Origin of the sequence: Pseudomonas sp. ABFPK (assembly GCF_001586765.1) — a bacterium.
Taxonomy (GTDB): domain Bacteria; phylum Pseudomonadota; class Gammaproteobacteria; order Pseudomonadales; family Pseudomonadaceae; genus Aquipseudomonas; species Aquipseudomonas asiatica.
In genome coordinates, this window is the sequence record NZ_LQXW01000002.1 from 71,317 (window position 1) to 92,161 (window position 20,845).

A 20,845-nucleotide genomic window follows, 5' to 3' on the forward strand; every position below is an offset into this window, starting at 1 on the left:
TGCCCGCTCCCACAGGCACTGCAGTGGCCTCAGCCATTGTGCGATTCCTGTGGGAGCGGGCAAGCCTGCGAAGAGGCCGGCACAGGACGGCACAAAAAAACCGGCCACAAGGGCCGGTTTTTTCATGCACGCGGCAATTACAGCTTGCCAGCGTTCTCGCTCAGGTAGGCAGCAACGCCTTCCGGCGAAGCGTTCATGCCTTTGTCGCCTTTTTTCCAGTTGGCAGGGCAGACTTCGCCGTGCTCTTCGTGGAACTGCAGGGCGTCGACCAGGCGCAGCAGCTCGTCCATGTTGCGGCCCAGTGGCAGGTCGTTGACGATCTGCGAACGAACAACACCGTTGGTGTCGATCAGGAAGGCGCCACGGAAGGCTACGCCGCCTTCGGACTCGACGTCGTAGGCCTTGCAGATTTCGTGGGTCATGTCGGCAGCCAGGGTGTACTTGACCTGGCCGATACCGCCGTTGTTGACCGGGGTGTTACGCCAGGCGTTGTGGGTGAAGTGCGAGTCGATCGACACGCCGATCACTTCCACGTTGCGCGCCTGGAAGTCAGGGATGCGGTTGTCCAGGGCGATCAGCTCGGACGGGCAGACGAAGGTGAAGTCCAGCGGGTAGAAGAACACCAGGCCGTACTTGCCCTTGATGGCCGAAGCCAGGTTGAAGCTGTCGACGATCTCGCCATTGCCCAGCACGGCCGGAACGGTGAAATCGGGGGCTTTCTTACCAACGAGTACGCTCATTGTAATCTCCTGATGAGGGTGAAAAACCGTTTGCCGGGCCAGACGGGCTTGCCCGACATCCAACAAAGGCCGTCCATCATACACGGCTTCTGGTGACAGGCCGACTCCAACGACGAAGCAACCGCCGGTCGCTCAAGCACGGCCCTTTCAGAAACTCCTTTGACAAGCATTCTCATTAACATTAAGCTCCACTCCATCGAGCCCACCAACGATGGTCAGCCTTTATGTATGTGTGTCTTTGTGTCGGCGTTACCGACGGACAGATCCGCGATGTGATCTATGAAGGATGCTGCAGCTACAAGGAAGTGCGAGCCGCCACCAACGTCGCCAGCCAGTGCGGCAAATGTGCCTGCGTGGCCAAGCAGGTGGTCCGCGAGACCCTGACCGAGCTCCAGGTCAGCCAGGCAGCCCTGCCCTACCCCGTGGAATTTACCGCAGCCTGAAAACAAAGAATTCGAAGAACCGGACCTTGCGTCCGGTTTTTTTATGCTCGCAATTCAACAAGTTAGCGCTCCAACGCGGTTCACAAACATTCTTATTTACATTAATTTTCACTTATTATTCAAGAACTTAGGTTTGACACACCTAAGTATCGGGCTCAAACTTGACTGTATTGGCACACTTCTACAGGGCAGGAACCCGACATGAAAGGCGACGTAAGCGTCATCCAGCATCTCAACAAGATCCTCGGAAACGAGCTGGTCGCGATCAATCAGTACTTCCTGCACGCACGCATGTACGAAGATTGGGGCCTGAACAAACTCGGCAAGCACGAGTACAAGGAATCCATCGACGAGATGAAGCACGCTGACAAACTGATCAAGCGTATTCTCTTCCTCGAAGGCATCCCCAACGTCCAGGACCTGGGCAAGCTGCTGATTGGCGAGCACACCAAAGAGATGCTCGAATGCGACCTGAAGATCGAACAGAAAGGCCTGGTCGACCTGAAAGCGGCCATCGCCCATTGCGAAACCGCTGGCGACTTTGGCTCGCGTGACATGCTCGAAGATATCCTCGAATCCGAGGAAGAACACATCGACTGGCTGGAAACCCAGCTGGGGCTGATCGACAAGATTGGTATCGAGAACTACCTGCAGTCGCAGATGGGCGAAGAATAAATATTCGCTCCATGAAAAAACCCGCGATCCGCGGGTTTTTTCATGCTTGTCGGAGAATCAGGCCTCGGAAGCCTTGGCCTTGGCAGCCGCTTCCTTGATCAGGGTCTGCAGCTCACCCTTCTCGAACATTTCCAGCATGATGTCGCTGCCGCCGACCAGTTCACCGGCTACCCACAGCTGCGGGAAGGTCGGCCAGTTGGCGTATTTTGGCAGGTTCGCACGGATTTCCGGGTTCTGCAGGATGTCGACGTAGGCGAACTTCTCGCCACAACCCATCACGGCCTGCGATGCACGCGCAGAGAAGCCACACTGCGGGGCATTCGGCGAGCCTTTCATGTAAAGCAGAATGGTGTTGTTGGCAATCTGCTCTTTGATCGTTTCGATGATATCCATGTAGCACCTCGGCTGAACTTTCCGACGCGGTCGTCGGCACGGTGACGCATTGTAACGGAAAGCCGAGCAGCATGCTCGGCCTTACCGTTCCTTACGCGGCCTCTACCTGCACGGGTACGCCATTGAGGGCGGCGTTGCCGGAAACCTGATCACGCAGGCGCTCATCGGTGAGGTCGTTGGCGCTCACGCCAGGTTGCGCCTGGGCGGTCTGCATGTGCACGCCTTGACGAGAGTGACCGAAGCCATGGGGCAGGCTGACTACACCGGGCATCATGTCATCGCAGGCCTGAACCTCGACTTCAAGATCCCCGGTACGCGAGCGGATACGAACTCGCTGGCCGTCCTGCAACTGACGATGCTGCAGGTCCTGCGGATGCATCAACAACTGATGGCGCGGTTTGCCTTTCACCAGTCGATGAAAGTTGTGCATCCATGAATTGTTGCTGCGTACATGGCGACGGCCGATCAGCAGCAGTTCGCCCGGCACCGGAGGGGCCTGTTGCGCCAGTCGCCCCAAGTCATCCAGCAGCACCTGGGGCGCCGCTTCAACGGCCTTGCTGGCAGTCGTCAGGCGCGCAGCGAGGTTGGCGCGCAATGGCCCCAGGTCGAGGCCATGCGGGTGCTCGTCCAGCGCTGCCAGCGACAGCTGCCAGGGTGTCGCGTCACCATAACGCCCCTTGCGCAGGGCCAGGTCGATCATCTGCGCCGGTGCCAAGGTCGGCTTCAATTCCAGCTCGGCGCGTTTGGCGAACGCTTGTGCCAGCCCGACAAAAATCTCCCAGTCATGCAATGCCCCTTCGGGCTTGGCCAGGATCGCCCGGTTGAAGCGGGTCACGTTGCGCACGGCCAGCAAGTTGAATGTGCTGTCGTAATGGTCGTTTTCCAGCGCCGAGGTAGAGGGCAGGATCAGGTCGGCATGGCGGGTGGTTTCGTTGATGTACAGGTCAATGCTGAGCATGAACTCCAACCCGTCCAGCGCCACATCCAGCTGGCGGCCATTGGGCGTTGAGAGCACGGGGTTGCCAGCCACCGTCACCAGCGCACGCACCTGCCCTTCGCCGGGCGTCAGCATTTCCTCGGCCAAGGCCGCCACGGGCAGTTCGCCGCCGTACTCGGGCAAGCCCGACACCCGGCTCTGCCAGGCGTTGAAATGGCCACCCGAGGTGGTCGCCACCAGGTCGACGGCAGGCTCGGTGCACAACGCGCCGCCTTCACGGTCAAGGTTGCCGGTCACCAGGTTGATCAGTTGCACCAGCCAGTGGCAAAGGGTGCCGTAGGCTTGGGTCGAAACCCCCATGCGGCCGTAGCACACCGCCCTGTCGGCCGCGGCAAAGTCCCTTGCCAGCTGGCGAATGTCTGTCGCGGCAATGCCACAGTGCGCGCTCATGGCCTCCGCGCTGAACGGCGCGATCGCTTCGCGCACCTGCTGCAGGCCGACGACCGGCAAGTGCGAGCCGCGCGCCAGGCCTTCAGCGAACAGGGTATTGAGCAAGCCACACAACAAGGCGGCATCCCCTCCGGGGCGTATGAACAGGTGACTGTCGGCCATCGCCGCCGTTTCGCTGCGCCGCGGGTCCACCACCACCAGGCGCCCACCCCGGGCCTGCAGGGCTTTCAGGCGCTTTTCCACATCCGGCACGGTCATGATACTGCCGTTGGAGGCCAGCGGGTTGCCGCCAAGGATCAGCATGAAACCGGTCTGGTCGATGTCCGGGATCGGCAGCAGCAGGCCATGGCCGTACATCAGGTGGCTGACCAGGTGCTGCGGCAACTGGTCCACCGAGGTGGCAGAGAAGCGGTTGCGGGTTTTCAGCAGGCCCAGGAAGTAGTTGCTGTGGGTCATCAGGCCGTAGTTGTGCACGCTCGGGTTGCCTTGGTACACCGCCACGGCATTGCGCCCATGGGCCTGCTGGATCGCCCACAGCCTGTCGGCGGCCAGGGCAAAGGCCTCGTCCCAGCCGATGGCATGCCAGTGCTCGCCCACCCGCCTGTGCAGTTGGCGCAGGCGGTCGGGGTCGTTCTGGATGTCCTGCAGGGCCACGGCCTTGGGGCAGACATGGCCGCGGCTGAACGGGTCCTGGGGGTCGCCCTTGATCGAACTGATCAGCGCCCGCCCGTCGTCGTCATGGCTGACTTCAATGTTCAGCCCACAGATCGCTTCGCACAGGTGACAGGCACGGTGATGCAGGGTCTTGGTCATGGCCGCCTCTGCCTTGTTGTTGTGGAGGATGTGTAAAAGGTTGTCGAACATCGACTATGCGCCCAGCCCCCGCCACCGGCCAGCGCCCTTCGCGGCGTGAATCCACCGACATCAGGCACACGATTTGCGACAGCCATTTGCCAAATTGCCGGCAAGCCGTGTACAACCCTCTGTAGCAAATAAAAAACAGCACTGCCCGTCGGGAAAAGACACCCTTTGCAACACCCTTTGGTACTGGGCAGCTGTTTCCCCTCTTGGCTTCAGGCGACATTTACTTATAGTATTGCGCCTTTCCCTATTTCGTCCGCCCCCGTGCGGCTTACGCCGCAGGTCACTCCCGTTGTCAAAAAAAACCATACGGTCGACCTGCATACCGTTGCAGATAAGGTAGTCAATCATGAGCGCTAGGCACTTTCTCTCCCTGCTGGACTTCACCACCGACGAATTGCTCGGTGTGATCCGCCGCGGCATCGAGCTGAAGGACCTGCGCAAGCGAGGCGTGCTGTTCGAGCCCCTGAAGAACCGCGTGCTGGGCATGATCTTCGAAAAATCCTCGACCCGTACCCGCGTGTCGTTCGAGGCCGGCATGATCCAGCTCGGCGGCCAGGCCATCTTCCTGTCCCCACGCGACACCCAGCTGGGCCGTGGCGAGCCGATCGGCGATAGCGCCATCGTGCTGTCGAGCATGCTCGACGTGGTGATGATCCGTACCCACGCCCACAGCACCCTGACCGAATTCGCCGCCAACTCGCGTGTGCCGGTGATCAACGCGCTGTCCGACGAGTCGCACCCGTGCCAGCTGCTGGCCGACATGCAGACCTTCCTCGAACATCGCGGCTCGATCCAGGGCAAGACAGTGGCCTGGATCGGCGATGGCTTCAACATGTGCAACTCGTACATCGAGGCAGCCAGGCAGTTCGACTTCCAGCTGCGCATTGCCTGCCCGGAAGGCTACGAGCCGGACCCACGCTTCATGGCCATTGGTGGTGACCACGTGCAGATCGTGCGTGACCCGAAGGAAGCCGTGCGCGGCGCCCATCTGGTAACCACGGATGTCTGGACTTCCATGGGCCAGGAGGAGGAAACTGCACGGCGCCTGGCGCATTTCGCGCCTTACCAGGTCACCCGCGAACTGCTCGACCTGGCGGCACCCGACGCCCTGTTCATGCACTGCCTGCCAGCCCACCGTGGTGAGGAAATCAGCCATGACCTGCTCGACGACCCACGTTCGGTCGCCTGGGACCAGGCTGAGAACCGCCTGCATGCACAGAAGGCCCTTCTCGAATTCCTTGTAGAACCGGCTTACCACCACGCATGAGTCAACCCCTACTGCTCAACCTGCGCAACCTCGCCTGCGGCTATGGCGACCAGCGCATCGTTCAGAACCTCAATCTGCACCTGAACGCAGGCGACATCGGTTGCCTGCTGGGTTCATCCGGTTGCGGCAAGACCACCACCCTGCGCGCCATCGCCGGTTTCGAACCCGTGCACGATGGCGAGATCCAGTTGGCTGGCGAAGTCATTTCCCGGGCCGGTTTCACACTGGCCCCGGAAAAACGCCGCATCGGCATGGTGTTCCAGGATTACGCGCTGTTCCCGCACCTGACCGTGGCGCAGAACGTTGCCTTCGGCATCGCCAAGCACCCCCGCCAGGCCGAGGTCATCGAAGAGATGCTCGAGCTGGTCAAGCTGGGCGGTCTGGGCGGGCGCTACCCGCATGAACTGTCCGGCGGCCAGCAGCAACGGGTCGCCCTGGCCCGTGCACTGGCACCGGAGCCGCAACTGCTGCTGCTCGACGAGCCATTTTCCAACCTCGACGTAGAGCTGCGCCGGCGCCTGAGCCATGAGGTTCGCGACATTCTCAAGAGCCGCGGCACCAGCGCCATCCTGGTGACCCATGACCAGGAAGAAGCCTTTGCCGTCAGCGACCAGGTTGGCGTGTTCAAGGAAGGCCGCCTGGAGCAGTGGGACACGCCCTACAACCTTTACCACGAGCCGCAGACGCCGTTCGTGGCCAGCTTCATTGGCCAGGGGTATTTCATCCGTGGGCAGATGATCAGCCACGAGGCGGTCAATACCGAGCTGGGTGAATTACGCGGCAACCGTGCCTACATCATGGCGCCGGGCAGCTCGGTGGATGTGCTGCTGCGCCCTGACGATATCGTCCACGCACCGGGCAGTGCGCTGCAGGCGAACATCGTCGGCAAGAGCTTCCTTGGGGCATCGACCCTGTACCGCCTGCAATTGCCGACCGGCAGCCAGCTCGAAGCGATCTTCCCTAGCCATGACGACCGTCAGGTCGGTGAGGATGTGGGGATTGCGGTCAAGGCCGATCACCTGGTGCTGTTCCCGGTGCCGGGCAGCGTGGCGGCGCAGTTACCGCGGCAGGACAACGGCGTTCGCCGGTACAGCTCGGCGACCTGACTCGAAATTTTGGGGCCGCTCTGCGGCCCATCGCGGCACAAGGCCGCTCCTACAAGGGTACGTATTCCCCCTGTAGGAGCGGCCTTGTGCCGCGATGGGCCGCAAAGCAGCCCCAGAAATCTCAGCCCCGACCAATCCCGGCGAACTTGCCCTGGGTGTGCTCAGCCAGCACCACCGCCGCCAATTCCACCTCCAGCCCACGCCGCCCGGCGCTGACATGGATGGTTGCAAAGTTCTGCGCCGAGTCATCGATGAATGTGCGCAGGCGCTTCTTCTGCCCCAGCGGGCTGATCCCGCCCACCAGGTACCCCGTGGCTCGCTGCGCCGACGCCGGGTCGGCCATCTCGCACTTTTTCACTCCGGCAGCCTGGGCCAGGGCTTTGAGGTCGAGCGTACCCACCACAGGCACCACTGCTACCAGCAACTCACCTTTCTCGCTGCTCGCCAGCAAGGTCTTGAATACCTGCTGCGGGTCGAGACCGAGTTTCTCCGCCGCCTCCAGGCCATATGACGCCGATTTGGGGTCATGTTCGTAACTGTGCACACGATGCTCGGCACGGTGTTTCTTCAACAGGTCTAGGGCGGGGGTCATGCGGGGGCTCCGGTCGGGACAGCTCGGCGGCTACTTTAGGACAATTCCCACACCGCAGCCAGCGCACCGCAATTGCACGGCTCTAGTACGCGGATCCGCACCTGAAATCAGCATCCAGATCGTGACCAACCGTTCACTTTCGACCTTTGACATCAGCGTTTCTTGTCTATATTTTTTCGTTTCTGAATAAAATGGTGCACTTTTAAGGTGCATTTCCAACATCTGCCCGGGTCAACGGGGATAGACTCCGGGCTTTGCTGTCGAGCGCCACGCGCCTCACAACAAAAAAAACGAGGTCATACATGACGACTGCTCTACGCCAACCCACGCTTTCCAGCCAATGCCTGGCCGAGTTCCTGGGCACTGCACTGCTCATCTTTTTCGGTACCGGCTGCGTCGCCGCGCTCAAGGTCGCGGGCGCAAGCTTCGGCCTTTGGGAAATCAGTATCATCTGGGGCGTGGGCGTCAGCATGGCGATCTACCTCACCGCCGGTATTTCCGGCGCGCACCTGAACCCCGCGGTGAGCATCGCCCTCACCCTGTTCGCCGGCTTCGACAAGCGCAAGCTGCCCTTCTACATGCTGGCCCAGGTATGCGGCGCGTTCTGTGGCGCAGCGTTGGTCTACACCCTGTACAGCAACCTATTCTTCGATTTCGAACAGGCCCACGCCATGTTGCGCGGTAGCGAAGCCAGCCTGGAACTGGCCTCGGTCTTCTCCACCTATCCGCACCCATCGCTGTCCACCGGCCAGGCGTTTCTGGTCGAGGTGATCATCACCGCCATCCTGATGGCCGTGATCATGGCCCTGACCGACGACAACAACGGCCTGCCGCGCGGCGCCATGGCCCCGCTGCTGATCGGCCTGCTGATCGCAGTGATCGGCAGCGCCATGGGCCCGTTGACCGGCTTTGCCATGAACCCGGCCCGCGATTTCGGGCCAAAACTCATGACCTTCCTGGCCGGTTGGGGCGAAATCGCCTTCACTGGCGGTCGGGACATGCCTTATTTCCTGGTTCCGGTGTTCGCACCGATCCTTGGCGCCTGCCTGGGTGCCGCGACCTATCGCGGCCTGATCGCACGCAACCTGCCAATGGCAGCCGCCGTGAACCCTGAGACAAATGACAATCGCCAGGGCGATACTCAAGTCAACTGACGCCGGCATCACGCCCAGCCCTGACCCCCTATTTTCGCAAGGCCTACGACCATGACAGACACCCAGGATAAGAACTACATCATCGCCCTGGACCAGGGCACCACCAGTTCGCGGGCCATTATTTTCGACCGCGACGCCAATGTGGTGGGGACCTCCCAGCGCGAGTTCGCCCAGCACTACCCGCAGGCGGGCTGGGTCGAGCACGACCCGATGGAAATCTTTGCCACGCAGAGCGCGACCATGGTCGAGGCCTTGGCCCAGGCGGGCATCAGCCACGCCCAGGTCGCCGCACTGGGTATCACCAACCAACGTGAAACCACCGTGGTGTGGGACAAGGAAACCGGCCGCCCGGTGTACAACGCCATCGTCTGGCAGTGCCGCCGCAGCACCGAGATCTGCGCCCAGCTCAAGCGCGACGGCCATGAAGACTACATTCGCGAAACCACCGGCCTGGTCACCGACCCATACTTCTCCGGCACCAAGCTGAAGTGGATCCTCGACAATGTCGAGGGTGCCCGCGAACGCGCCGAGCGCGGCGAGCTGCTGTTCGGCACCATCGATACATGGCTGATCTGGAAGTTCTCCGGCGGCAAGGTGCATGTCACCGATTACACCAACGCCTCGCGCACGCTGATGTTCAACATCCACAGCCTGCAGTGGGACGACAAGCTCCTGGAAATCCTCGGCATCCCACGGCAGATGCTGCCCGAGGTACGCCCTTCCTCCGAGGTCTACGGCCATACCAAGAGCGGTATCGCCATTGCCGGTATCGCCGGTGATCAGCAATCGGCACTGTTCGGCCAGATGTGCGTGGAACCGGGCCAGGCCAAGAACACCTATGGCACCGGCTGCTTCCTGCTGATGAACACCGGTGACCAGGCGGTGAAGTCGTCCCATGGCCTGCTCACCACCATCGCCTGCGGCCCGCGTGGTGAAGTGGCCTATGCGCTGGAGGGCGCCGTGTTCAATGGTGGTTCCACCGTGCAGTGGCTGCGTGACGAACTGAAGATCGTCAACGACGCACTGGATACCGAATACTTCGCCAGCAAGGTCAAGGACAGCAACGGCGTATACCTGGTGCCTGCCTTCACCGGCCTGGGTGCCCCGTACTGGGACCCGTATGCCCGTGGCGCACTGTTCGGCCTGACCCGTGGCGTGAAGGTGGACCACATCATCCGCGCCGCGCTGGAATCCATCGCCTACCAGACTCGCGACGTGCTTGATGCCATGCAGCAGGATTGCGGCCAGCGCCTGTCCGAGCTGCGCGTAGACGGCGGTGCAGTGGCCAACAACTTCCTCATGCAGTTCCAGGCCGACATCCTCGGCACCTGCGTAGAGCGGCCGAAGATGCGCGAAACCACGGCGCTGGGGGCGGCCTACCTGGCAGGCCTGGCCTGTGGCTTCTGGAGCGGCCTGGACGAACTGCGCGACAAGGCGATCATCGAGCGCGAGTTCAGCCCGCAGCTGGATGAAACGCAGAAAGAGAAGCTGTACGCAGGCTGGAAGAAGGCAGTCGATCGTACCCGTGACTGGGAAGATCACGAGGCCTGATCCTACCTGATAGGCGCTACACCACGTGTAGGAGCGGCCTTGTGTCGCGAAAGGGCCGCAAAGCGGCCCCAGGATTTTCGTGTCATTGCAAATGTTGCTGGGGCCGCTTCGCGGCCCTTTCGCGACACAAGGCCGCTCCTACAAAAAAGCGCCAGCGCAGGCCACAGAATCGATGCAGGGCATTTGTCCCCGCGGCCGCCCCGATAGTCTACTGGTCGTAGTCCGCGTCCTACGGCATCATTGCAGCATTTGTCCGGCAGCCCCAAAGGACCGCCCATGAATCTGCCCCCTCGCCAACAACAAATCCTCGAACTGGTGCGCGAACGCGGTTACGTCAGTATCGAAGAAATGGCGCAGTTGTTCGTCGTCACTCCGCAGACTATCCGCCGAGATATCAACCAGCTTGCCGAGCTCAACCTTTTGCGCCGTTACCACGGCGGTGCAGCTTACGACTCGAGCATCGAGAACACCGCCTACGCCATGCGCGCCGACCAGATGCGCGACGAAAAGCAACGCATCGCCGAAGCCGTGGCCCGGCAGATTCCCGACCATGCCTCGCTGTTCATCAACATCGGCACCACCACCGAATCCATCGCCCGGGCGCTGCTCAACCACAACCACCTGAAAGTCATCACCAACAACCTGCACGTGGCCGCGATCCTAGCCGCCAAGGACGATTTCGAAGTGCTGGTGGCAGGTGGCACGGTGCGCCGTGATGGCGGCGTCGTCGGCCAGGCCAGTGTCGACTTCATCAACCAGTTCAAGGTCGACTTCGCCCTGGTGGGCATCAGCGGCATCGACGAAGATGGCAGCCTGCTCGATTTCGATTACCAGGAAGTGCGGGTATCCCAGGCAATCATCGCCAATGCCCGACAAGTGATCCTTGCCGCCGACTCCAGCAAGTTCGGGCGCAACGCCATGGTGCGCATGGGCTCGATCAGCCTGGTCGACTGCCTGGTGACCGACCAGGCGCCAACCGCCGCCCTCACCCAGCTGCTGAACCAGTACAAGATCCGGCTTGAGGTGGTTTGAGGGCTGACAGGCGCATGCCGCAAGGTTTGTCGCGCCTGTGAGATCGAGCGTCGCCCGCGCCGCGCTCAATCTTACAGGCGCGATACCTTTCAAACCGATCATCCAAAACTTTCGTAAATGTTCATTTCATTGTCATCTGATCAGTTTTTTCTATAAAGACTGACTGGCGACCAGCTTTCTGTTGCGCTAGTATTTTCGAAAACGAACATCAATGTTCATATTCGATGTGAACAGCCCCAGGAGGCCTTGCCCGTGTCCCAGCCCGTTTCGTCCCAGCCCCCAGTCGCCGACTGCTATGACCTCGCCGTGATCGGCGGCGGCATCAATGGCGTGGGCATCGCTGCCGACGCCGCCGGGCGTGGCCTCAAGGTATTCCTCTGCGAAAAGGACGACCTGGCCCAGCACACCTCGTCGGCCAGCAGCAAACTGATCCACGGCGGCCTGCGCTACCTGGAGCACTACGAGTTCCGCCTGGTGCGTGAAGCACTGGCCGAGCGCGAAGTGCTGCTGGCCAAAGCCCCGCACATCGTCAAGCCGATGCGCTTCGTGCTGCCGCACCGCCCGCACTTGCGCCCTGCCTGGATGATTCGCGCCGGCCTGTTCCTCTACGATCACCTGGGCAAGCGCAAGCGCCTGGGTGCTTCGCGCAGCCTGCACTTCGGCCCGGGGTACCCGCTCAAGTCTGCGATCAGCCGTGGTTTCGAATACGCCGACTGTGCGGTGGACGATGCCCGCCTGGTAGTGCTGAATGCGATGGCCGCACGGGAAAAAGGTGCCCATATCCATACCCGCACCCGCTGCCTGCGCGCGGAGCGTGTGGATGGCCTGTGGCAAGTGGAGTTGCAGCACGCTGACGGCCGCCTGCAGACCATTCGCGCCCGTGCCCTGGTCAATGCCGCCGGGCCGTGGGTGGCCAGCTTCATCAAGGACGACCTCAAGCTCGATGCCCCCTACGGCATCCGCCTGATCCAGGGCAGCCACATCATCGTGCCGCGCATGTACGAAGGCGAACATGCCTACATCCTGCAGAACGAGGACCAGCGTATCGTCTTCTGCATCCCGTACCTGGAGCGTTTCACGCTGATCGGCACCACCGATCGCGAGTACAGCGGCGACCCCGCCAAAGTCGCGATCACCGAGCAGGAAACCGATTATCTGCTCAAGGTGGTCAACGCTCACTTCAACCACCAGATCAGCCGCAGCGACATCGTGCACACCTATTCCGGCGTGCGCCCACTGTGCAACGACGAATCGGACAATCCGTCCGCGGTCACCCGCGACTACACCCTGGCGCTGTCCGCCAGTGAAGGGCAGGCGCCGTTGCTGTCGGTATTCGGTGGCAAGCTGACCACCTACCGCAAACTGGCCGAATCGGCGATGGCCGAGCTCAAGCCGCACTTCCCACAGATGCGCGGCAGCTGGACCGCTGGCGCGCCGCTACCAGGTGGTGAGCAAATGACCACGGTGCAGGCTCTGGTAGATGCGGTGCTGGCGCGCTGTGGCTGGTTGCCGGTCGATATCGCCAGGCGCTGGGTGCTGACCTATGGCAGCCGTGTATGGCAGCTGCTGGAGGGCGTGCAAGGGCCGGAAGACCTGGGCCAGGCAATTGGTGGTGGGTTGTTCGCTCGAGAGGTGGACTACCTCGGCAGCAACGAATGGGCCTGCAGCGCTGAAGACATTCTCTGGCGCCGCACCAAGCTGGGCCTGTTCACCAGCGCGGGCGAACAACAGGTGCTTGCAGACTACCTGCAACGAGAGCAGCAGGCGCGCACCCAGGCAGCGTGACTCCCTGGCCCGCCCATACGCGCCAGGCGCAAGCGGGCCATTCGGCGCAGCAGTAACTACCGCCAAACCACATTATCGGCGTGATGCTCTGGGGTCTTTCAAACCCCGGAGAACATCACGTGCGACCCACCGAATACAACCCGTCCTATTCAGTCGACGCCCTGATCGCCCAGCAACTGCCTGACTGGTTGACCAGCGCCGACACAACGCACCTGCAAGCCTACGGCAAGGCCTTGGGTGCACAACAACAGGCAGCGGACAGGCTTCGCCATCTGCTCGAAAGAATCCCTCGCCTCGAAGACTTCGCCCTGCCCCTGCTCGAACGCGCGCTGCGTGAGCAGAGACTGGGGCATATCGACGCGCGACGGGGTCACGTGGTCGTGAGCGAAGAGTTCCAACTACCTTCGGCCGCAGAGCATTTCTACAAGCCGACCGTAATCCATAGCACACGACAAACCCTGCTGGCTGCCGCCCTGCATAACTTCGAAGCACACGAAGCTGAACCGTGGCTGTTGCGTAAAGCGCATCTGGAAAACGAGAAAGGCGAAAAGCTGGCCATGACCTTCGAGCAATTCGTTCGCCTGTGCCGCTCGCTGGATCTGGGCGGCAAGTATCAGGTGCTGCTCAAGACAGTGCTCGAACCCAAGGCTGGGCGGGGCCAGCCGGGCGATCAGGCGCGCACGACAATAAGGCACCTGTTTGAAACCGGCGTACGAACGCGCATGCAAGCAGCGGTTTACGAGGCCAGGTTCAAGCGGCAACTGGATGAGCGGGATCTGCTTCGGCTGCGGTCGATGCTGGAAACCCCTGCGCTCGCAACCTATGGCAAAGGCACGCTGACACCTCGCCAACTCTATCTGCTCGGCAAGTGCGTGACGGGGGTCATCACTCTCGAATGGCGCCCTGCCTTGGCTGCCGACATCGACGAGATCATCGTCTGGATACCCGATGCCCCCGGGCAAAGCCTGTGCTTTTACGACAGTTGGAACGATGTGTACAGCGACCTGGCCACTCGCCTCAAACAGCAGCCATTCCGCAGGTTTTTCAAGCGTTTCATCAAGGCGCGGGACACAAGCGCTTTCGACAAGGAACTTGCACAACGGCTGGTAGCGTCGCCTGGAGCAAAGAAACTGCAGCTCGACGGGCGAAACCTGCCCATAGAGGGGGATGTGTTCGCACATGTACGAGCGCTTTTGCTCGGACGAATGTTCGATGATGCAGCCTACCTGGCTGTGCCCACGGACGTCGAAGACCGCCTGAGCAGACATCAGCGCTTGCAGGGCATGCTCAGCGCCGGGTTGGACCTGCTGGGGCTGGCAGCTCTGGTCGTACCGGTATTGGGAGACCTGCTGCTGGTCGTCAGCGCGGCGCAATTGCTCGATGAAGTCTACGAAGGCTACCAGGACTGGCAGCTAGGTGATCGCCAAGGTGCACTGGAGCACTTGTTCAACGTAGCCCAGGGCCTGGCGACCACAGGCCTGACTGCAGGTGCGCTGCATACGCTGCGACGAATACCTTTTGTCGACAGGCTTGCGCCAACGGTGTTGCCCGGCCGCGGCGTAAGGCTGACCAGAAACCTCCGCTACCTGCCTGCCGAGGAAAATGTCTCGGTATTATTGGAAGGCCTGCAAGGGGAGCACTTTGCCGACACGTTGTCAGACCATGGCCGGATGCTTCTGCAGGTCACAGGCCTGTCCGTGGACCAGCTGCGCCGACTTTGCCTGGAGAACGCTCCACCACCCGCGCGGCTGCTAGACATCCACGACCGGATCAAGCTGCACCAGCAGGATCCGACCCTGAAAGGGCTGGCCTTCGAGCAGAAACTTCAGGCATGGCAAACACCGCTATCCATCGACCAGGCCAAGCTGATCGGCGCCTTTCGGGGGCTGTCGCCAAGGGGCGCCCAGGAAGTCATCGACCACTGCAGTAGCGCCCAGATAGAACAGTTGCATGCTTCCGGGCGGATACCACTTAGCATGGCGCAACATGCACGATGGTATGAACATGCCAGCCGTATTGACCGAGCTTGTCTCGGCTTGCGCCTACAGAACCTGACCAACACCGATAGCGAAATACTGGCGCTACGCCTCATCGAGCGGGAAGCCCCGTGGCCAGACTCAGTACGGGTCGAATTACGCCACGGCGGCCCGGAGGGATTACAGATATTCGCCAGCCAGAGCGAGACCGCGCAGAAGGTGCGCACCATTGTCAAAAATGAGCAAGGCTACGCCCTGGATGGCGAAGAAACCCAGGGCAAGTCCTTGCTGGCAGCGCTCCTGCGGTGCCTGGACGACGAGCAGAAAAACCGGTTGGGGAACCGCAACCTGCAGCTCAGGGAACTGCGCGACAAACTGGCCATGGCAGCCGAACAGGATCGCGACTCCACGGCTAGCCTGCTCGACCTGCCCGGCATCCGCGCAACTATCAGGCCGCCCCGGCGTTTCGCCGACGGCAGGCTGGCCTATACACTCAGCGGCGGTGGTGAAAGCAGCCAAAGCGCTATTCGCCGAGGGATCCATCAAATATTCCCCACACTCTCCGAACTGCAACTGGACGCTTACCTCGAAGCAGTCCGCCAGCGCGGGGAGAGCTTGTGGGACCATTACCAGGCGCTGCAACGCCAGCTTGCCGACCTGCGCGAAACACTTCGGGTCTGGCAGGCCGGTTGGCAATCTCCGATCGACGCCATTCGCAGACGCCGGGTAGCCGATACCCTTCGCCGCAGTTGGCGGCGCAAACTGGTGGACGGCAACGACCAATATGAACTGACCATAGACGGCGAGCACATCGATGCCTTGCCAGACCTGCCGGAGGGTGTGGAATACCGACACGTGCGCCGGCTGACGTTACGCAACATGCGCCTGCAGCAGATCGATGCGCGCTTCCTAAGGCTGTTCCCCAACGTCGTGGACCTGGACCTGAGCGGCAACCGGCTGACATTGGTTCCCGAGGGCATCGAGGGCCTCAGCCAGCTACGGCGCTTGAACCTGAGCAACAACCTGATTGCGATGGACGCAGCAGGTGGCAGCCGCCTGGCTCAGTTGCAGCGGCTGGATACCCTGATACTCAATTACAACCCCCTCAACGGCATGCCCGACCTCTCGGCCTTGCCACATGTGCGGGACCTGCGCCTGCGAGCAACGGGCCAGGCGGATATTGGCCTGGTCCACCAGAACGTAGCGCTACGCGCCCATATCGACTTGCGCGACAACAGAATCAGCGAGTTGCAGCGCGAGATGCGCGGCTTGCGCCTGCGCCTGCAAAGGCTGAACCTGCATGACAATCCGTTGAGCGAAGGCAGCATCGAGTATCTGGACGAAGCACAGGGTGCCAGCGAAACAGGCGCCCGAGGCAGCGCGTCGTATGCCCACGAGCCAATAGATGAAGAAACCCGTGCAACCTGGGTAGCGTCCAGAAACGAGCTCCTCCGTGCAGAACGGGAGGCAGCCTGGGACCGCCTGAGCGAGGAGCCGGGCTCTGGAGGCCTGTTCAGATTCCTGGCCGACTTTGCCCAGAGCGAAGACTTCGAGGCCCATCCGCGGCATTATCGACGCCGTCTCTGGCACATCCTCGAAGCCTGCGAAAACAATGAAGCGTTACGCGAGCAGTTGTTTCGCGAGGCCGACGGGCCGCGTACCTGCGAGGACCGCCTGTTGCTGCTGCTCAACCAGATGGAAGTGGGCGTGCTGGCCTTCCAGGGCATCGAAGGGGTGCCAGCGGAAATGAGAGAGAGCCACCTGCTGTATCTGGGCGGCCAGCTGCACCGCCTGGACCTGCTTGACGATATTGCCAACCGGCACATCCAGGCCCTGCGCGAAGCAGGACGCAGAGTAGATGAAATCGAAGTTCGGCTTTTCTATCGCCTGCGGCTGACGGGGCCACTTGACTTGCCAGCACCACCGGATGAGATGCACTTCGCATCATTCGCCCACGTGACAACGCGGGATCTGAACGCAGCAGAAATAGAAGTACTGCAAAGCTACAGCACCTTGTCGATGCTGGACGCGCTTGCAGGCCGCCCTTACTGGCAGAACTACCTGCGAGAAACCTATGCTGACCGTTTCGAGGCGACCGCAAGGCCTTATTACGAGCGAATGGAAGCGCTCGAGGCACGGGCCGTGGCCGGCCAGGAAGCGGGCTATGAAGACCAGGCCAGGGTTTTGATGCGCGAACTTGCCGCCGAGGAGTCAGTGCTGATACGCACCCTCACTACCGAGGCCTGGGCGCGCTGGAACCAGACGCCGAAAGAGCGGCTCATGCCCCACTGACCAGGCTGGCAGCACTGCGATCAGGCGCTGCATGGCAGCGGTCCTGATCGCTCGTGCATTGCGATGCAGGGCTGGCAAATCCGTTCGGATTTCCGAACGATTAACCGCCATTCATTCGGTATGGCGAATGAAACTTACCGTCACACGATGAAAGCAAAAGGTTGATTCCCAATGAATTCGAGGCGTTATGATCAATGCCAGAGCTTGGCACGACTCATGCTCTACACTTGGTAGCCGAATGCAATCGTTTATTTCTGTATTCGTTGAACGAAGAGTCCGCCAACGGCTCCATAAAAAAAACAAACACGTCGAGGAAAATTTGATGCGCATCGTTCGTCAATTGCTGGGCGCCGCCATCGCGGCCGCCGTGATCGCTTCGCCGGCCATGGCCGAAGAACTGACCGGCACCCTGAAGAAGATCAAGGAGTCGGGCACCATCACCCTGGGCCACCGCGACTCCTCCATCCCGTTTTCCTACCTGGCCGGCAAGCCCGAGCCCGTGGGCTACTCGCATGACATCCAGCTGGCTGTCGTCGACGCCCTGAAGAAGCAGCTGGGCACGGACATCAAGGTCCGCTACAACCTCGTCACCTCCCAGACCCGCATCCCGCTGGTGCAGAACGGCACCGTGGACCTCGAGTGCGGCTCCACCACCAACAACATCGAGCGCCAGCAGCAGGTCGGCTTCTCGGTCGGCATCTTCGAAGTCGGTACCCGCCTGCTGACCAAGGTCAAGGACGGTCAGCCGGCATACAAGGACTTCCCGGACCTGGCCGGCAAGAACGTGGTGACCACCGCCGGTACCACCTCCGAGCGCATCCTCAAGGCGATGAACGCCGACAAGCAGATGAAGATGAACGTGATTTCCGCCAAGGACCACGGTGAAGCCTTCAACATGCTCGAAAGCGGCCGCGCCGTGGCCTTCATGATGGACGACGCCCTGCTCGCCGGCGAAATGGCCAAGGCTCGCAAACCGTCGGACTGGGTCATCACCGGTACCCCGCAATCGTACGAAATCTACGGCTGCATGGTGCGCAAGGATGACGCGGCCTTCAAGAAAGCGGTCGATGACGCCATCGTCGGCTACTTCAAGTCGGGCGAAGTCAACAAGAGCTACGACAAATGGTTCCAGCAGCCAATCCCGCCAAAGGGCCTGAACCTGCAGTTCCCGATGAGCGACGAGCTGAAGAAACTGATCGCCGAGCCGACCGACAAGGCTGCGGACGAGAAGAAGTCCTGACTCTCAGATAGTGGCCTGGTGCTCAACAGTACCAATCAATACTGCAGGCCACTCATTAGTGTCTAACCTTTCATCCGAGGGCGCCAAGCGCTCTCGGATGCTCGAAGGTGCCCGTGAAACAATCGTCTGAGGGGAAATCCCGATGAATTACAACTGGGACTGGGGCGTGTTCTTCAAGTCCACCGGCGTGGGCAGCGAAACCTATCTGGACTGGTACGTCACCGGCCTGGGCTGGACCATCGCCATCGCCATCTCCGCCTGGGTCATCGCCTTGCTGCTGGGCTCGGTCCTCGGTGTCATGCGCACCGTGCCGAACCGTTTGGTATCGGGTATCGCCACCGCCTATGTGGAGCTGTTCCGCAACGTACCGCTGCTGGTGCAGCTGTTCATCTGGTACTTCCTGGTGCCAGACCTGCTGCCAGAAGGCCTGCAGGAATGGTTCAAGCAGGACCTCAACCCGACCACTTCGGCGCTGATCAGCGTGGTCATCTGCCTGGGCCTGTTCACTGCCGCCCGCGTGTGCGAGCAGGTGCGTACCGGCATCCAGGCGCTGCCCCGCGGCCAGGAAGCCGCCGCCCGCGCCATGGGCTTCAGCCTGTCGCAGATCTACACCAATGTGCTGCTGCCACAAGCCTACCGGATCATCATTCCGCCGCTCACCTCGGAATTCCTGAACGTGTTCAAGAACTCGTCGGTGGCGTCGCTGATCGGCCTGATGGAACTGCTCGCACAAACCAAGCAGACCGCTGAGTTCTCGGCGAACCTGTTCGAGGCCTTCACCTTGGCCACGCTGATCTACTTCACCCTGAACATGGGCCTGATGCTACTGATGCGCATGGTCGAGAAGAAAGTCTCGGTGCCCGGCCTGATTTCCGTAGGGGGCAAATAAATGGACATGGATTTCAGCGAAATCATCCCGGCCCTGCCTGCCCTTTGGGAAGGCATGGTCATGACCCTGCAGCTGATGATAATGGGCGTGGTTGGCGGCATTGTACTGGGGACCATCCTGGCCCTGATGCGCCTGTCGTCGAGCAAGCTGCTGTCGAACGTGGCCGGCGCCTACGTCAACTACTTCCGCTCGATCCCGCTGCTGCTGGTAATCACCTGGTTCTACCTGGCGGTACCATTCGTGCTGCGCTGGATTACCGGTGAGGACACCCCGGTAGGTGCTTTCACCTCCTGCGTGGTGGCATTCATGATGTTCGAGGCCGCGTACTTCTGCGAAATCGTCCGCGCCGGCGTGCAGTCGATCTCCAAGGGCCAGATGGGCGCCGCCCAGGCCCTGGGCATGACCTACGGCCAGACCATGCGCCTTATCATCCTGCCCCAGGCCTTCCGCAAGATGACGCCGCTGCTTTTGCAGCAGAGCATCATCCTGTTCCAGGACACCTCGCTGGTCTACACCGTGGGCCTGGTGGACTTCCTCAACTCGGCACGCTCCAACGGCGACATCATCGGGCGCTCCCATGAGTTCCTGATCTTCGCCGGTGTCGTGTACTTCCTCATCAGCTTCTCCGCTTCGTGGCTGGTCAAGCGCCTGCAAAAAAGGATCGCCGTATGATTTCCATCAAGAACGTAAACAAGTGGTACGGGGACTTCCAGGTACTGACCGACTGCAGCACCGAGGTCAAGAAGGGTGAAGTGGTGGTGGTCTGCGGCCCGTCGGGCTCGGGCAAGTCCACCCTGATCAAGTGCGTCAACGCCCTGGAGCCGTTCCAGAAAGGTGACATCGTGGTCGACGGCACCTCGATCGCCGACCCCAAGACCAACCTGCCCAAGCTGCGTTCGCGCGTTGGCATGGTGTTCCAGCACTTCGAGCTGTTCCCGCACCTGTCCATCACCGAGAACCTGACCATCGCCCAGCGCAAGGTGCTTGGCCGCAGCGAAGCAGAAGCGACCAAGAAGGGCCTGGCCCTGCTCGACCGCGTCGGCCTCGGTGCCCACGCCAAGAAGCACCCCGGCCAGCTGTCCGGCGGCCAACAGCAGCGCGTGGCCATCGCCCGCGCCCTGTCGATGGACCCGATCGTCATGCTGTTCGACGAACCGACCTCGGCCCTGGACCCAGAAATGGTCAACGAAGTACTGGACGTGATGGTCGAGCTGGCCCACGAAGGCATGACAATGATGTGCGTGACCCACGAAATGGGCTTTGCCCGCAAGGTGGCCAACCGCGTGATCTTCATGGACAAGGGCAACATCATCGAGGATTGCCAGAAGGAAGACTTCTTCGGCAACCCGAGTGCCCGCCACGAACGTACCCAGCACTTCCTCAGCAAGATCCTGCAACACTGATTTTGCTTCACTGAAGCGGTCGGCGCCGCTGCCCTTCGGGCAGCAGGCGCTGGTCG

Annotated in this window: 17 protein-coding genes; 13 read left to right on the plus strand and 4 right to left on the minus strand. The window is 61.3% G+C overall.

Annotated elements, in window-relative coordinates; genetic code table 11:
* Positions 1 to 137 precede the first annotated feature (137 nt).
* The gene (locus WM94_RS02445; protein WP_003254945.1) at positions 138 to 740 is read right to left on the minus strand and encodes a peroxiredoxin; all 603 of its coding nucleotides are present in this window, start codon (positions 738 to 740) and stop codon (positions 138 to 140) included.
* Between the two features lie 224 nt (positions 741 to 964).
* Here WM94_RS02445 and WM94_RS02455 point away from each other — a divergent pair, with 224 nt between their 5' ends.
* Together WM94_RS02455 and bfr are read left to right on the plus strand one after the other, a co-directional pair.
* Positions 965 to 1,183: a bacterioferritin-associated ferredoxin gene (locus WM94_RS02455; protein WP_061550355.1), complete on the plus strand. Its 219-nt coding sequence runs from the start codon at positions 965 to 967 to the stop codon at positions 1,181 to 1,183.
* 201 nt (positions 1,184 to 1,384) lie between these two features.
* A complete protein-coding gene (bfr, locus tag WM94_RS02460; RefSeq protein WP_003258014.1) occupies positions 1,385 to 1,858 on the plus strand; it encodes a bacterioferritin in 474 nt (157 codons plus the stop codon).
* Positions 1,859 to 1,915: 57 nt separating this feature from the next.
* On the opposite strand, the gene grxD is transcribed toward bfr, so the two are convergent.
* Both grxD and WM94_RS02470 read right to left on the minus strand, forming a co-directional pair.
* Entirely contained in the window at positions 1,916 to 2,251 is a 336-nt protein-coding gene (gene grxD / locus WM94_RS02465) for a Grx4 family monothiol glutaredoxin (RefSeq protein WP_003254949.1), read from the minus strand.
* Between the two features lie 91 nt (positions 2,252 to 2,342).
* Positions 2,343 to 4,451 (minus strand): molybdopterin oxidoreductase family protein, encoded by a 2,109-nt coding sequence (locus WM94_RS02470; protein ID WP_061550402.1) that lies wholly within the window; start codon positions 4,449 to 4,451, stop codon positions 2,343 to 2,345.
* Between the two features lie 397 nt (positions 4,452 to 4,848).
* Between WM94_RS02470 and argF the strand changes: the two genes are divergently transcribed.
* Positions 4,849 to 5,769 (plus strand): ornithine carbamoyltransferase, encoded by a 921-nt coding sequence (gene argF, locus WM94_RS02475; protein WP_013973960.1) that lies wholly within the window; start codon positions 4,849 to 4,851, stop codon positions 5,767 to 5,769.
* A complete protein-coding gene (locus WM94_RS02480; RefSeq protein WP_023661843.1) occupies positions 5,766 to 6,875 on the plus strand; it encodes an ABC transporter ATP-binding protein in 1,110 nt (369 codons plus the stop codon). The genes argF and WM94_RS02480 overlap by 4 nt, the downstream gene beginning before the upstream one ends.
* A 121-nt stretch (positions 6,876 to 6,996) precedes the next feature.
* On the opposite strand, the gene ybaK is transcribed toward WM94_RS02480, so the two are convergent.
* On the minus strand, positions 6,997 to 7,467 hold the full coding sequence (gene ybaK, locus WM94_RS02485) for a Cys-tRNA(Pro) deacylase (protein WP_013973962.1): 471 nt from the start codon (positions 7,465 to 7,467) through the stop codon (positions 6,997 to 6,999).
* Positions 7,468 to 7,769: 302 nt separating this feature from the next.
* On the opposite strand from ybaK, the gene WM94_RS02490 reads away from it, so the two are divergent.
* The 9 genes from WM94_RS02490 (at position 7,770) to WM94_RS02530 (ending at position 20,789) form a co-directional block, all read left to right on the plus strand.
* Entirely contained in the window at positions 7,770 to 8,621 is an 852-nt protein-coding gene (locus WM94_RS02490; protein ID WP_015271568.1) for an MIP/aquaporin family protein, read from the plus strand.
* Between the two features lie 51 nt (positions 8,622 to 8,672).
* Positions 8,673 to 10,172 (plus strand): glycerol kinase GlpK, encoded by a 1,500-nt coding sequence (gene glpK, locus WM94_RS02495; protein ID WP_015271569.1) that lies wholly within the window; start codon positions 8,673 to 8,675, stop codon positions 10,170 to 10,172.
* 276 nt (positions 10,173 to 10,448) lie between these two features.
* Positions 10,449 to 11,204: a DNA-binding transcriptional repressor GlpR gene (gene glpR, locus WM94_RS02500; protein ID WP_013973965.1), complete on the plus strand. Its 756-nt coding sequence runs from the start codon at positions 10,449 to 10,451 to the stop codon at positions 11,202 to 11,204.
* A 252-nt stretch (positions 11,205 to 11,456) separates the two neighbouring features.
* Complete coding sequence (gene glpD / locus WM94_RS02505) at positions 11,457 to 12,989, plus strand: glycerol-3-phosphate dehydrogenase (protein ID WP_061550356.1); 1,533 nt, start codon at positions 11,457 to 11,459, stop codon at positions 12,987 to 12,989.
* An 83-nt stretch (positions 12,990 to 13,072) separates the two neighbouring features.
* Positions 13,073 to 17,257, plus strand: coding sequence for an NEL-type E3 ubiquitin ligase domain-containing protein (locus WM94_RS02510; protein ID WP_220467573.1), 4,185 nt, complete (start codon positions 13,073 to 13,075; stop codon positions 17,255 to 17,257).
* Positions 17,258 to 17,579: 322 nt separating this feature from the next.
* Complete coding sequence (locus WM94_RS02515; protein WP_061550358.1) at positions 17,580 to 18,497, plus strand: glutamate/aspartate ABC transporter substrate-binding protein; 918 nt, start codon at positions 17,580 to 17,582, stop codon at positions 18,495 to 18,497.
* Positions 18,498 to 18,639: 142 nt separating this feature from the next.
* On the plus strand, positions 18,640 to 19,386 hold the full coding sequence (locus tag WM94_RS02520) for an amino acid ABC transporter permease (protein WP_015271574.1): 747 nt from the start codon (positions 18,640 to 18,642) through the stop codon (positions 19,384 to 19,386).
* Complete coding sequence (locus tag WM94_RS02525; protein WP_013973970.1) at positions 19,387 to 20,058, plus strand: amino acid ABC transporter permease; 672 nt, start codon at positions 19,387 to 19,389, stop codon at positions 20,056 to 20,058. It begins immediately after the preceding gene.
* Complete coding sequence (locus WM94_RS02530) at positions 20,055 to 20,789, plus strand: amino acid ABC transporter ATP-binding protein (RefSeq protein WP_003258023.1); 735 nt, start codon at positions 20,055 to 20,057, stop codon at positions 20,787 to 20,789. The genes WM94_RS02525 and WM94_RS02530 overlap by 4 nt, the downstream gene beginning before the upstream one ends.
* Positions 20,790 to 20,845 lie beyond the last annotated feature (56 nt).